This window comes from Aeromonas diversa CDC 2478-85, assembly GCF_000819805.1.
Classification (GTDB): Bacteria; Pseudomonadota; Gammaproteobacteria; order Enterobacterales; family Aeromonadaceae; genus Aeromonas; species Aeromonas diversa.
The window spans coordinates 44,002-58,043 of sequence record NZ_CDCE01000027.1 but is presented as its reverse complement, the minus strand read 5'-3'; the positions used below and the strand labels follow the sequence as shown (position 1 = coordinate 58,043).

At 65.0% G+C, this 14,042-nt stretch carries 9 protein-coding genes; 5 read left to right on the top strand and 4 right to left on the bottom strand.

All coding sequences use genetic code 11. The annotated features are described in order from the left end of the window. Positions 1-329: 329 nt before the first annotated feature. Entirely contained in the window at positions 330-2,135 is a 1,806-nt protein-coding gene (locus tag BN1121_RS08800; RefSeq protein ID WP_005349365.1) for an ABC transporter ATP-binding protein, read from the top strand. Then, the gene (locus tag BN1121_RS08795) at positions 2,129-3,868 is read left to right on the top strand and encodes an ABC transporter ATP-binding protein (RefSeq protein WP_005349378.1); all 1,740 of its coding nucleotides are present in this window, start codon (positions 2,129-2,131) and stop codon (positions 3,866-3,868) included. The genes BN1121_RS08800 and BN1121_RS08795 overlap by 7 nt, the downstream gene beginning before the upstream one ends. 93 nt (positions 3,869-3,961) lie before the next feature. Here the strand turns inward: BN1121_RS08795 and pyk are convergent, their stop codons facing one another. After that, positions 3,962-4,999 (bottom strand): pyruvate kinase, encoded by a 1,038-nt coding sequence (pyk, locus tag BN1121_RS08790; protein ID WP_005349381.1) that lies wholly within the window; start codon positions 4,997-4,999, stop codon positions 3,962-3,964. A 63-nt stretch (positions 5,000-5,062) separates the two neighbouring features. Beyond that, complete coding sequence (locus tag BN1121_RS08785) at positions 5,063-6,400, bottom strand: MFS transporter (RefSeq protein WP_005349383.1); 1,338 nt, start codon at positions 6,398-6,400, stop codon at positions 5,063-5,065. 264 nt (positions 6,401-6,664) lie between these two features. Here BN1121_RS08785 and BN1121_RS08780 point away from each other — a divergent pair, with 264 nt between their 5' ends. The 3 genes from BN1121_RS08780 to BN1121_RS08770 are packed head-to-tail and all read left to right on the top strand — an operon-like array spanning position 6,665 to position 11,543. Continuing rightward, the gene (locus BN1121_RS08780; protein ID WP_005349385.1) at positions 6,665-7,945 is read left to right on the top strand and encodes an ABC transporter substrate-binding protein; all 1,281 of its coding nucleotides are present in this window, start codon (positions 6,665-6,667) and stop codon (positions 7,943-7,945) included. Next, positions 7,945-10,290: an ATP-binding protein gene (locus BN1121_RS08775; RefSeq protein WP_005349388.1), complete on the top strand. Its 2,346-nt coding sequence runs from the start codon at positions 7,945-7,947 to the stop codon at positions 10,288-10,290. Before BN1121_RS08780 ends, BN1121_RS08775 begins: the two co-directional genes overlap by 1 nt. After that, positions 10,287-11,543, top strand: coding sequence for a sigma-54-dependent transcriptional regulator (locus tag BN1121_RS08770; protein WP_005349392.1), 1,257 nt, complete (start codon positions 10,287-10,289; stop codon positions 11,541-11,543). Before BN1121_RS08775 ends, BN1121_RS08770 begins: the two co-directional genes overlap by 4 nt. 1 nt (position 11,544) lies before the next feature. Here the strand turns inward: BN1121_RS08770 and BN1121_RS08765 are convergent, their stop codons facing one another. Together BN1121_RS08765 and BN1121_RS08760 are read right to left on the bottom strand one after the other, a co-directional pair. Next, positions 11,545-13,188 carry a methyl-accepting chemotaxis protein gene (locus BN1121_RS08765; protein ID WP_005349396.1) on the bottom strand — a complete coding sequence of 548 codons (1,644 nt, stop codon included), beginning with the start codon at positions 13,186-13,188 and terminating at the stop codon, positions 11,545-11,547. 116 nt (positions 13,189-13,304) lie between these two features. Next, the gene (locus BN1121_RS08760) at positions 13,305-14,030 is read right to left on the bottom strand and encodes a VP0952 family biofilm-associated protein (RefSeq protein ID WP_005349398.1); all 726 of its coding nucleotides are present in this window, start codon (positions 14,028-14,030) and stop codon (positions 13,305-13,307) included. Positions 14,031-14,042: the final 12 nt, after the last annotated feature.

Here is a 14,042-nt window from a genome sequence, read left to right as displayed (position 1 = left end):
CTTAAGTGCGTTCTCGCACCCTGTCGTGAAGCGCACATTGAGGCCCGCATGAGTCAGGTTCATTGAAAACATTCAAAACAAATGATAATTATTATCATTTGGTGTGGCGCTTGGGAGTCTCACCGTGGCAAGGGATTCAGGCGCCTCTCAGTCGCAATGACAGCGGTTGTATCAGGAATGACAGGTGGCTCCGCGCGCTGCTAAGGCGGCATCTGACCCGGATGGGGGAAATAAAAAGATTCATTTGAGGTTTTTGTTCCCCGTACGGAAAACCACAGAGATCCGGTCGCTCGTCGCGGCCACCATCACTTCACCGTGGAGAAATAGCCATGAAGGCAGACGATGTGCAGTGCCCCGAGGCCAATGCTGGCGGGCCCATCAGCCGCGTGCTGGCCCCCATTCGCGGCCACCTGATCGCCGCCGCCCTGCTGGCGGCCATCGGCGCCATGCTGACCCTGGTCCCGCTGGCCGGGATCGCCCACCTGGCGGGCTTGATGCTGGCCGATGCCGCCGTGCCAGGCGACACAATCACCGCAGTGCTCGGGATCAGCCTGGCCTGCCTGTTTGGCGGCATGATCCTGCTCAGCGCCGGCGATCTGGTGGCCCACCTGGCCGACAACCGCATCACCGGCCAGCTGCGCCTGGCCCTGACCCGGCGCCTGGCCCGGGTGCCCCTCGGCTGGTTCACCGCCCGCGCCTCGGGGGAGGTCAAACAGGCGATGCAGGACGACATCGGCACCCTGCACAGCCTGACGGCCCACTTCTACACCACCCTGGGCCGCTGCAGCGGCGCTGTGCTCATCTCCCTGATCTACCTCTTCGCCATGGACTGGCGGATGGCCCTCATCGCCCTCTCCCCCTTCCCGCTCTTCTTCCTGTTCTCCGCCCGCGCCCACCGCGCCAGCGCTGCCAACATGCAGCAGTTCGGCGCCGGCATGGCCCGCATCAACAACGCCGTGGTGGAGTTCGTGAACGGCATCCCCGTGGTCAAGGCCTTCGGCGTGCAGGGCCGGCTGCACACCAGCTACCGCAACGCCATCGATGACTTTGCCCGCGCCTTCACCGATTTCACCCGTCCGCTGGTCGCGGCCATGGCCAACGCCAACGCCATCATGGCCCCCGCCTCGGTCCTCGGGGTGGTGCTGGCCGGCGCCGTGGTGATGGTGCGAGCGGGTGCCATGACACCGGCCGAGGTGCTGCCCTTTGTGCTGGTGGCGCCGGGGCTATGCGCCCCCCTGATGCTGCTGAGCTACCTCAAGCACGATCTCGGCAGCGCCACCGCGGCCGCCGAACGGCTCCACGCCCTGCTCGCCACCCCGGTATTGACGGAGCCCGCCGCCGGCACCGGTTTGCAGCCGGCCGACAACACCCTGCGCCTCGAGCAGGTGAGCTACCGCTACGACGACCAGACCCCGGTGCTCAGCGAGCTGACCGTCACCCTGACGCCGGGCACGGTCACCGCCATCGTCGGCGCCTCCGGGGCCGGCAAATCGACTCTGGCCAGGCTGCTGCTGCGCTTCTTCGACCCGAGCGAGGGGCGCATTACCCTGGGCGGGGTGGACCTGCGCGATCTCGAGAGCCGCGAGCTCTATCGCCACATCGGCTTCGTGCTGCAAGAGGTGCGCCTGGTGCACGCCAGCCTGCACGACAACATCGCCCTCGGCCGCCCCGGCGCCAGCCGCCAGGAGGTCGAGGCCGCCGCGCGCCGCGCCAACATCCACGACCGCATCCTGGCCCTGCCGCGGGGCTACGACGCCGTGGTCGGTGAGGACGCCAACCTCTCCGGCGGCGAGCTGCAACGGGTCAGCATCGCCCGCGCCCTGCTGCTCGACCCGCCGGTGCTGGTGCTCGACGAGGCCACCGCAGCCGCCGACGCCGACAACGAGGTGAAGCTGCAACAGGCGCTCTCCACCTTCGCCCACGGCCGCACCCTGGTCGTCATCGCCCATCGGCTCGACACCGTGATGCACGCCGACCGGATCCTGGTGCTCGACAACGGCGTCCTGTGCGAACAGGGGCGCCACCACGAACTGCTGGCCCGCCGCGGCCGCTATGCCCGTCTATGGGAACAGGGGGGATACGACACTCCCACCCAGACCCACACCCCTCATCAGGAGGCCGTCCCCACATGCTGAACACCTTCCTGCGCCTGCTCGGCGACGACGCCATCCTGCTGCGCCGCTACGGCCTGCTGGCCCTGCTCTACGGCCTGCTCTGCGGCCTGACCCTGGTCTGCCTCATCCCGGTGCTCACACACCTGCTGCGCGCCGAGACCGACGCCGCCACCGGCTGGCTGCTGGTGCAGCTGATCGGCGTGCTGCTCTGCTGGAACCTGCGCCGCCGGGTGGAAAAGGCCGGCATCGCCGTGGGGATAGCGGTGCTGCGCACCGGCCGCCACGCCCTGGGCGAGCACGTGGGCAGCCTGCCGATCGGCTGGTTCACCCCGGCCAACACAGCCCGCCTCAACCACCTGGCCTCGCAAGGCATGATGGAGCTGGCCCAGCTGCCGGCCCACGTCTTTACCCCCCTGCTCGGCGGGGTGATCACCCCGCTGGTGGTGCTGGTGGCCCTGTTTGCCCTCGATGTGCAGCTCGGCCTCATCGCCCTGGTCGCCCTGCCGCTGCTGGTGGCGGTCTTCCTGCTCACCACCCGCCTCAACCAGCACGCCGACCAGACCTTCCACCAGCATGCCGCCGATACCAGCCAGCGCATGGTGGAGTTTGCCCAGGCCCAGTCGGTACTGCGCGCCTTCAACGGCGAGCAGGGGGGCACCCGCTTCCTCGAGCAGGCCATCGCCCAGCAGCAAGCCTCCGGCAGGCAGTTGATCCGGCTCACCGCGCTGGCCTCCGGGCTCAACGTCTGGGCAGTGCAGGCCTGCTTTGCCACCCTGTTGCTGGTGGCCGCCCAACACCTGGGCGGTGCCGACAGGGAGAACCTGATCGCCGCCCTGGTGACCCTGGTGCTCATCAACCGCTTCATCGATCCCCTGCTCGACGTGGCCGGCTACAGCGACGTGCTGCGCGGCGCCCGTGCCCAGCTGGCGGCCCTGCAAACCATGTTCGACTACCCGGCCCAGCCGCAGCCGGCCACTCCTGCTACCCCGCTGGATGACTCAGTGGTGCTGCGCGGGGTGCACTTTGGCTATGACCCGGCCCACCCGCAGGTGCTCAAGGGGGTGGATCTGGAAGTAGCGCCCGGCAGCATGACGGCGCTGGTCGGTGCCTCGGGCTCGGGCAAGAGCACTGTGCTGCGGCTCATCGCCCGCTTCTTCGACGTCGGCGAGGGGGCCGTGCTGGTGGGAGGGGTGGACGTGCGCGCCATGAGCGGTGAGACCCTGGCTCGTCACATCAGCCAGATCTTCCAGGATGCCTATCTATTCCAGGGCACCATTGCCGACAACATCCGCATCGGCAAGCCCGAGGCCAGCGATGCCGAGCTGCTGCATGCCGCCCATCAGGCCGGGGTGAGCGAGATAGTCGAGCGCCTGCCGCTCGGGCTCGACACCCAGGTTGGCGAGGGCGGTGCGCGCCTCTCGGGGGGCGAGCGCCAGCGGATCGCCATCGCCCGCGCCCTGCTCAAGGACGCCCCCATCCTGCTGGTGGATGAGGCCACCGCCGCGCTGGATGCGGAGAACCAGGCCGCCATCACAGAGACGCTGGCCCGGCTGCGGGGCAAACGCACCCTGATCGTCATCGCCCACCAGCTCTCGACCGTGGCCATGGCCGATCAGATAGTGGTGCTCGACGATGGCATGGTGTGCGAGCAGGGCCCCCACGCCGTGCTCAGCCGCCAGCCGGGGCGCTATGCCCACTTCCTGACGCAGCGCGCCAGCGCCAAGGGGTGGCGCCTGACCGGAGAGGGGGCGTGAGAGTGCGTGCCCCATATGAAAAAAGCCATTGGTGACAATGGCTTTTTATTATTTATCGAACCGGGTGCTACCGGGTGGATACGCGGGTCACGCTCAGCGAGCGAGCTGTAACTCCCGCTCGGCGCCGAGGGCGATGCGGGCCATGGCCTCGACCGTCTCGACCGGGTACTGACCGGTTGCCGACTCGGCGGAGAGCATCAGGGCATCGGTGCCATCAAACACGGCGTTGGCGACGTCCATCACCTCGGCGCGGGTCGGGATCGGGCTGCCGATCATCGACTCCATCATCTGGGTGGCGGTGATGACGGGCCGACCGAGCAGACGGCTACGCTGGATCAGGCGTTTCTGCACCCCAGGCAACTGGGCGTCGCCGATCTCGACCCCGAGATCCCCGCGCGCCACCATGATGACGTCGGCGGCCCGGATCATCTCATCCATGGCCTCGGCACTGGCCACCACCTCGGCGCGTTCCATCTTGGCGACGATCAGGGCCTGGCTGCCAGCGGCACGCACCAGTTGGCGCGCCAGGTGCAGATCTTCCGGGGTCCGCGGGAAGGAGACGGCAACGTATTCGACCTCCATCAGGGCCGCTGTCAGTATGTCCTGGCGATCCTTGTCGGTCAGCGCCGGGGCCGACAGGCCGCCCCCGAGCAGGTTGATCCCCTTGCGGTTGCTCAGAACCCCGCCGACCACCACTCGGGTCAGCAGCTGGCGGTCACGTTTTTCCATCACGTCGAGCTGGATGCGGCCATCGTCCAGCAGCATGCGATCGCCCACCTTGACGTCATCGACCAGCTGCGGGTAATCGAGCCCGACGCTGTGGCGTGAGCCAAGCTGCGGCGCCAGATCGGCGTCCAGGATGAAGTGTTCACCCTGATTGAGAAGGACAGAGCCCTCGGCAAAGCCGGCGATACGGATCTTGGGTCCTTGCAGATCGGCCAACAGGGCGATCTCCTCGCGCAGGCGAGTGGCAACGACGCGCACCCTTTCGCTCATCTGCAGGTGCTGCTCGGCACTGCCGTGGGAGAAGTTGAGTCGAAAGACATTGACCCCGGCCCGGATCATCCGCTCGATCATGGCTTCAGAAGCAGTGGCCGGGCCCAGTGTGGCGATGATCTTGGTTTTACGCATCTTGATTGTCTCAGTAAAACGAACGAAAAAACCCGGGGCAAGCCCCGGGAAAGGAGAGGTGTATCAGTACTCGACAACTTTCTTGGCATTCCAGACGGTGAGTGCCAGGAACAGGGAGACCACAGAGGCACCGAGCCAGAAGTACTGGGCGCTGCTGAAGTCGTAGTGGGTGACACCATTGACCTCGCTGGTCTTGATCAGGGCGGCGGAGACCAGCTCCTGAGCCGAGGCGGCGACATAGGAGCAGAGGCCGATGAAGCCTTTCACGGCACCGACGGCGGTCTTCGGCATCAGGTCACAGGCGGTCAGACCGGCCAGGAACACCACCAGACCCCCGATGGCATAACCGATGAGGCCCAGGGCGACGGCGTCCATCATGCGGCTCTGGGGACCCCAGAACATCAGGCACATGCCGGCGATGTTGGCCAGACCGTAGAGCAGGGTCGGGATGTGGCGGTTGGCGTTGAACACCTTGTCGGAGATGATGCCGGCCAGAATCGCGCCGATGAAACCGGCGATCGGGTAGGCAGACATGGCGAAACCGGCGTCGATCAGGCTGTAACCCTTCTGCTCTTGCAGATAGAGGACGGCCCAGGAGCTCATGGCGTAGCGGGAGACGTACATGGCGGCACAGGCGGCGGCGATGAGCCACACGACCGGCTGCTTCAGGACGAAGATCTGGGCGCGGCGCACTTCCTTGGGATCGCTCTTCTTGGCGATCTCGGGCGCTTCACCGAAGGCGACAGCCGGCTCGGGCAGGCCATAGGTCTGCGGGCGATCCTTCAGCACCAGGTACATGCAGAGGGCGGCAGCCAGGGTGGCCAGACCGGCACCGATGAAACCGGCGCGCCAGCCGAAGTAGCTGACGATGGTGGCGGTCAGCACCCAGGTGATCCCTTCGCCGAGGTTACGCGAGCCACCCCAGATGGAGTAGACGGAGCCGCGTTGCTTGGGCGAGAACCACTGGAAGATCGAGACGCAGGAGGGCGCAGAGCCCACCGACTGGAACCAGCCGTTGAGTGCCCACAGCACGACGAAGAAGGCGGTCGCCGTGTTCATCCCCATTAGCAGACAGGTGATGGCCGACAGGCCGAGCGAGACCGACATGAAGCGACCAATGTTCGCGTAGTCGGACAGGAAGCCGTTAGAAAACTTACCCACGGCGTAGGTGAAGAGGAAGGCGGAACCGATCACCCCGAGTTCATCGACGGTGACGATGCCCGCATCCAACATGGGTTTCTTGGCAACGTTGATACTCATGCGGGTGACGTAGAACATGGCGTAACCAAACACCAGCCCAAGGAACACCTGCCATTGATACTTGCGATATATCGACCTTATCTGATCGGCGGTTGCCTCGATCAGTGGGCGGTCTTGCCCGGTTTTGAAAAAGCCCAGCATGGCCTATCTCCCGAATAGTTCTGCAGTGAAACCGGAGATGTAGAGGCCACTCCGGCATGGAAGTGAGCCTATGGGAGATGAAAAAACCTTACAAAATCGGGGTTTTGGGTCGAAACTAACCCAAACAGGCGAAAACAGGTGTCAAAGCTGGAACATCCGTCCCCTTGGCGGGGAGTGAGTCACGGCATAATACTCGGGTAATGAGTCACTCCTTACCCAAACCGGCACAGTCCGCCAGGGGACGAGATCGCAAAAGTTTGAAGCATGACACAAAAGCATATCCTCTCTACGTTCATGACCGGCCTGCTGCTGGGATCTTGCCTGCTGCTGGCGGCGCCGGCGCGGGCCGAAAACAGCTGTTTGGTGATCCTCACCTCCTTCTCTGAATCGCCGATCAAGGCGCTGGTGGATGACTATCATCGCCAACCGGGGAGCTGCCCTGTTCGCGTCATCTACCGTCGAACGCTACCGGCATTGCGGCTGTTGAGTCAGGGGGGGCGCGCACCGATCGACGTGGTGATCTCCTCGTCGCCCACCTTCTTCCATGCCCTCGAGCGGATGGACCTGCTGGCCCCCCGGGTGCACTCCACGCCGCCACCCGACTGGTTGTCTCCCCATGCACTGGTGCTCTCCGACAAGGCCACTCCGGTCGGCTATTCGGGGATCGGCATCATCTATAACCGGGATTATCTGAAGCGGGCACATCTCAAGGTGCCGCGTACCTGGCAGGCGCTGGCCGAGCCGGAGTACCGAGGCCATCTGATGATGAGCTCTCCCTCCCAGTCGGGCACTACCCACATGATGGTCGAGAGCATATTGCAGCAGCTCGGTTGGCAGCAGGGGTGGGCGCTGCTGATGAAGATCGGCAGTAACCTGGCATCGGTGTCGGCGCGCAGCTTCGGTGTCAGCGAGGGGGTGGCGCGCGGCCTGGTCGGTGCCGGGCCCGTCATCGACAACTATGCGCTGACCAGCAAGGCACGCTTTAGCTACGTGGATTTTCACTATCTGCCCGACACAGTGATCCTGCCCACCTACTATGCCGTGATGAAGGCGAGCCCCCATCAGAAGATGGCGACCACCTTCCTCGACTATCTTCTGTCGCCGCGCGGTCAGCACATCATCAGCAAGACCAGCACGGCCAAGACGCCTCTCGACAGCCCGACCCTGGCCAAGGGCACCCGCTTCGTGACCGACAAGCCCCAGCTCTACGGCCGCAATCAGGTGCTCAAGGTGTTGTTCGATCAGGTGATCACCCACCAGCTGCCGAGGTTGCGCCAGACCTGGCAAGGCATCTACCTGGCGCAGCGCGAGATGAAGCAGACCACCGCCAACCAGGCCAAGCTGGCCGAGGCGATCCGCCTGGCCAGTACAGTGCCGCTCACCGAAGCGCAGGCGCTCTCTCCCGAGCTGGCGCACGTGTTTGAAGAGATGGGCCAGCGCAGTGATAACCCGGAGTCCGAGCGCCTGACCCAGGCGTGGCGAGCCCAGATCGCCAGCCAGCTCGAACAGGCGCTGACGCTGCTGCAAACGCTGGAGTACCCCTGATGCGCGCCCGTTTCGTGCGCTCGCGGCTTGGTCGCCGCTTGCGGCTCGCCTTCCTCACCATGATGGCGCTCACCGCCTTGCTGGGCGGGATCAGCATGATGGCGTGGGAACGCCTCTCGACCCAGGTGGCGGGGCTGGTGGAGCGCAGCCTGCCGACCATCAGCACCACCTATCAGCTGGAGCGGGTGAGCAACCGCCTGCTGCTCCTGCTCACCCGCCTGCAGACCCCCCACGACGAGCTGATGCAGCAGCAGATGGAGCGCCAGATCGAGCAGGCCATGGGGGAGCTGGAGCAGATCTATCTGGTCAATGTGCGTGGTGAGGCCGAGCACGCCCGCAAGATCGCCGAGTTTGGGCTGCTGCGCCGGTTGATCGACGAACAGAATGCCCTGCTGCGCAACCAGATCCATCATGCTCAGGGGGTCGCCCTGCTGCACAAGCAGCTGATCGGTCTGCATCAGGATCTGGTAGAGGAGATGACGCCGCTGCTGCAAGAGGTGGAGTGGCACCTGCTGGGACAGATAGGTGACGGCGACAACGGCACCGCCGACTCTGTGGTGCACGAGTTCTCCCTGCTGCAGGATCTCGCCTTCAAGGAGAACGAGCTGAACCAGCTGGTGGGGGAGATCATGGTGCAGCGCTACGAGCGGGAGTTGGATAATGCCTTCGTTTTCATCGGTTACAAGATCGAGGAGATCCACCGGCTCACCAGCCAGCTCACCGGCTACCCCTCCACAGTGACTCACCGCCAGATACTGGAAGACCTGATTCAGCTGGTTCGCCCCGAGGGGGAGTTGCACAGGTTGCTGCGCCAGGATGTGGACAATCACGCCCGACTGGGGCTGCTGCAACCTAGGCTCGATGCCCTCATCCAGGACTACCACAGGCAGGTGCAGGCGGCCGTTCAGGAGGCCAGTCAGGATCTGGCCACCCTCAACCTCGACACGGCCAGCACGGCCCGCGATGGCAAGCGCATGATCCTGCTGGTGCTTGGCCTGACCCTGTTGGTGGGGGGCTTCGTGCTGGTGGTGCTCATCTCGCGTCGCCTCATCGGCCGCCTCAACCAGCTCAGCCAGGATCTCGCCAACGTCTCGGCCGGCAATCTGGAGAGCCCGGTCACTGTGAGTGGCCACGACGAGATAGGCCAGCTTGGCGAGCGGCTGCGCGCCTTCTGTGGCGAGCTCAGGGAGATGGAGCAGACCAATGCGCTGAACCTCATCAACAACACTCAGGCAAGCCTCATCACCTGCTTTGCCGATGGCACCGTAGAGTCGGTCAACCCCAGGGCCTTGGCGCTGCTGGGTGGCAAGGAGTACCGGCAGCGACCGCTCTGGCTCGCCTTCCCCGGTGCGGGTCAGGGGGTGCTGCAGGAGCAGTTTTCCCCCGAGAGTCTCTTGGTGACGCAGGGAGCAAGCGACTGCCTGGTCGAGCGAGAAGAGCAGGGGGAGCGGCGTTACCTGCATGTGGATCTGCGGCGCTATCGGCAGGGCGAGGTGAGCAAGTTCATCATCACCATCACGGACGTCACACGCCAGGAGCTGACCGCCCGTGAGCTGACGGCGCTGGTGGCCGAACAGACGCGGGATCTGCAGGAGAAGAACCAGGCGCTGCGGGGGGAGGTGGAGCGTCGCACCCAGGCCCAGGCCGAGCTGTTGCAGGCCCAGGATGAGCTGATCCAGGCGGCCAAGATGGCGGTGGTCGGGCAGACCATGACCAGCATGGCCCACGAGCTGAATCAGCCGCTATCGGCCCTCTCGACCTATCTGTTCACCAACCGGATGGCGCTGGAGCAGGGGGATCTGGCCCAGCTCGGCGAGAACACCAACCGGATGGAGCACCTGGCACAGCGGATGCGTCGCATCGTGGGGGCGGTTCGCCAGTTTGCCCGTAAGTCGCCGGCCGACAGGGTGGGGCAGTGGGTCGATCTCGCCGAGGTGGCCGATAATGCCCTGCTGCTGCTTGAGGCACGGGCGCGTCGCGATGGCAGCCAGCTTAGTAACGATTTGCCGCGCCCCATGCCGATCTTTTGCGATCCGCTCGAGGTCGAGCAGGTCCTGATCAATCTGCTGGTCAACGGGCTGGATGCGGTGGCGGGTGCCCCCACCCGCACCCTTCACATCCTGGCCCTGGCAGACAACTGCCTGGCCGTGAGCGATAGCGGGCAGGGTTTCCCCGACGACCTGCTCCCCAACCTGTTCAAACCCTTCACCACCACCAAGGAGGTGGGACTGGGGCTCGGTCTCTCTATCTGCCGCTCTCTGATGGAGCGCCAGGGAGGCCATATCTACCCCGCCGCCACCCTGGAGGGGGGTGCCATGATGATACTGGAGTTCGCCAAGCCATGACCCCCAACCTGTTGCTCATCGATGACGATGAGGATGTACTGGACGCCTGCCGCCACCTCTTCACCATGGCGGGCTATCGGGTAAAGGCCACCACGGCGCCGGAGAAGGTGCTGACCATTCTGGATCGCGCCTGGTGTGGCGTAGTGGTCTCGGATATCTATATGCCGGCCATGAACGGCCTGACCCTGCTCGAGAAGGTACAGGAGATAGATCCCGCTATCCCGGTCATCATGATGACCGGCCACGGCGACATTCCGCTCGCGGTGAAGGCGGTCAAGGCCGGTGCCTTCGATTTTTTGGAAAAGCCCCTCGATCCCCCCCTGCTGCTCGAACTGATCCGGCGTGCCCAGGAGAAGCGCGCCGCACTGGTGGAGATGCGCCGCGCCGTACAAGACTCGGTGCAGCACCAGCTGATCGGCAGCAGCGCCCAGATCAGCACCCTGCGCGAACAGGTGAGCCAGCTCGCCATGACGGATCAGGATGTGCTGCTGGAAGGACCGCTCGGCTCCGGGCGTCACACGGTCGCCCGTTTGCTGCACGATCTGGGTGAGCGCAGGCTGTGCCCGCTGGTTACCCTGGACTGCTCCCCGCAGACCACTCAGGAGCGGTTGCTGCAAGGCCTGCAAGAAGCGGCCGGAGGGACCCTGGTGCTGCGCCACCTGGAACACCTGCCGACCGAGTTGCAGCGCTGGCTGGGTGGCTATCTGCTGGATCAGGAGCGCAGTGGCAGCAAGGCCGTGCGCTCCATCGCCCTGTTCGAGCTGAGGCCAGAGCAGATGGTCGAGCAGCACAAGCTGACCCCCGAGCTCTATTACTACCTGTCGCAGGTGCGCCTGCGGCTCCCGCCGCTGGCCGAACGCAGCAGCGACATCATCCCCTTGTTCCGCGCCTTCCTGCGCGAGAGTTGTCGGCGGCTCGGCAAGGGGGTTCCGACGCTGGAGCGCGGCTATCTGGATAGCCTCAAGCATCACGACTGGCCCGGTAACGTGCGTGAACTACGCAACGTGGCCGAGCTCTATGCGGTGGGCATCGTCAAGCTGGCGGGGGTGGAGCGGGTGGTGGCGAACGGCCCGCTCGGGCCGCTCGACGATCTGGTGGAGGAGTACGAGCGCAAACTGATCGAGGATGCGCTCTACCTCTTCTCGGGGCGGGTCTCCGAGGTCGCCGACTATCTGGAGATCCCGCGCAAGAAGCTCTATCTGAGGATGAAGAAGTACGGCCTCGACAAGGAGTGCTTCAAGCCGAGGGGCTGACTCATACCCTGAAGCGGGAGAGCATACCGTCCAACCCCCGGCTCTCTTGCTCCAGCGCCTGGCAAGCCAGGCGCATGGCCGTGACCTTCTCCTTGATGGTCAGGGACTGGGCCACCGCCTGACGCAGGCGCTCGTCCATGCCACAGTGCAGTGTGCTCTGCTCGTTGGCGGCGGTCTCGACCTGGTGGTTCATGTCGCGAATCATGCCGATGGCCTGCTCCATCTGCGCCAGGCTGGCGCCGGCGCCCGCCATCAGTTGCACCGCCTGACGGCCATAACCCTGGCTCTCCTCCATGGAGACCAGCGACCGGCGGCTGCTCTCTTGCAGCTCATCGATCATGGTGCGGATCTCGTCTGTGCTCTGTTGTACCCGGTTGGCCAGGGTGCGCACCTCGTCGGCGACCACGGCGAAACCGCGCCCCTGTTCACCCGCACGCGCCGCCTCGATGGCAGCGTTCAGCGCCAGCAGGTTGGTCTGGGCGGCTATGTTGCTGATCACATCGGCGACCGTGGTGATGCCGTCGACCGTGTCACTCAGGGCCGAGAGGGTGGCGTCGGTACCATCCAGCCGGCTGGCCAGGCTGTGGATGGCACCGCTGGTCTCTTGCAGTGCCGTCAGGGTGGCCTCTGTCTGACTGACCAGCACCCGGGTTGCATCGGCGGCATCGGTGGCACAGTGGCGGACCTGATCGCTGGCCACCGTCTGTCCCTGCATGGCATCGGCGATGCTGTCGTGCTCGCTCTGCTGGCGATCGGCCTCGACCCCCATCTCCTGGCTCAAGCCATGTAACCGCTGGCGAGCCCCGGCCACCGAGGTGGAGATGCGGTGCGCCTCTGTCATTATCTCGTGGATGCGGGCCACGAAGCCGTTGAAGGCGTGGCCGAGGCGGGCGGTCTCATCGCGTCCCGTGACGGTCAGGCGGCGGCGCAGATCCCCCTCTCCGTGAGCGATTTCTTCGAGGGCGTCGGCCAGATGCAGCAGGGGGCGCAGGCTGGCGCGTCCCAGCCAGCTGCTGCCCCCGAGCGCCAACACCATGGCCAACAGGCAGCCGAAGGTGATCGCGCGCTGGGCCTGCTCGGCCATCTGCAGGTTCTGATCCGACAGGCGCACCTCAAGCAGCTCCACCTCATCCTTGAGCTGGTTAAGCCCCCGGCGCAGTGCGCCGAACTCCTGCCCCATCTGGTCAAAGTGGCGGGTCAGATAGGCATCCGCCTGATGGGGATCGGCAAAGACCGCCTGATAGTGCCGAAACCAGGTGTCGAAATCTGCCAGGGTGGCCGCCAGTGTCGCCCTGTGCCGGGGATCGACCAGTCCCGCGTCGATCAGCGTAGCAAACGCCGCCACCCGCGCCCTCGCCTTGCCACCATTGTCTTGATACTCGAACTGCTGATGCTTGAGGTTCTCCTCGCTCAGACCACCTATCACCAGTGCCTGCCCGGCGTCGATGACCTGATAGAAGTCCCGGTAGGCATTCTCGATGCTGTCCTTGACCGGCAGGACCTGATGGCGCAGTTGCAGGGTCGTCTGGTGCTGAAGCGAGAAACGGTGATAGACGAATGCAGACAGCAGCAGAAACAGGCTGACCGCCAGCAGCGAAGGCAGCAGAAACTTGGTGCGAAAAGAGAGGTGGTGGAGTGGTGACATGGTGCTCAATCCGGCAATAAAACGGTTCAGGCACCATAAAGAGTTCATTTTTGATCGGCCAGCGATGACATCACACTTCACCGACAGCAAGAGAGTCCCTTTGTGTCAGGGGTGACTTAATTTGCCGACTCTTCGTCGCCGAGTAGCAGCTCGCCGCCCCATGCGGTTGCAAACAGCATCAGCCAGGCGATGAGCACAGGGTTGGGCAGCTCGGGCACCAGCAGCACCTGAGTGGCGAAGGCCAGTGCAGGTAACAGCAGGGTGAGGGGCGGGAGCCAGCGGCTGGCTCGCACGGAGAGGGCGTGCAGCGAGAAGAGCAGCATCATGAGGCCGCAGGCGAGGGCGATCAGCGCCTCATGCCAGAGGCATAAGGCCAGCAGCAGGAGCCCCAGCAGCGGGTGCCAACTCATCGCCAGCGGCGTCTGGCGCAGGCTGTGCCACAACAGCGCTACGCCTCCCAGCTGCAACAGGGTGGCGGCCGGTACACCCGCCAGCTGGCCGTCGAGCTGCAAGTAGAGCAGGGTGCCGTACATGCTGGCGGCAACCAGACCAAGCAGTTGGCGCAGGATCGGGTTGCCGCGGGGATGAAAGGCCAGCGTGAGCAGGGGAAACAGGGTGCACACCGCCACCGAGAGGGACGGTGGCTGCCAGGCCACCACTGCGCCCAGCATCAAGAGCCCGAGGCCGGCCCGAAGGGCGCGCGGCGAGCGAGATGCGCCGAGGGCCGCACAGGGGAGCAGCAGGGCCAGCCAACCATAGCCGATGTCATCCGAGAGGAGACCCATGCTGGTGCAGACGGCGGCCAGGATCGCCAGGACAAACAGGGAAAACGGATAACTCATGTCCACCTCGAG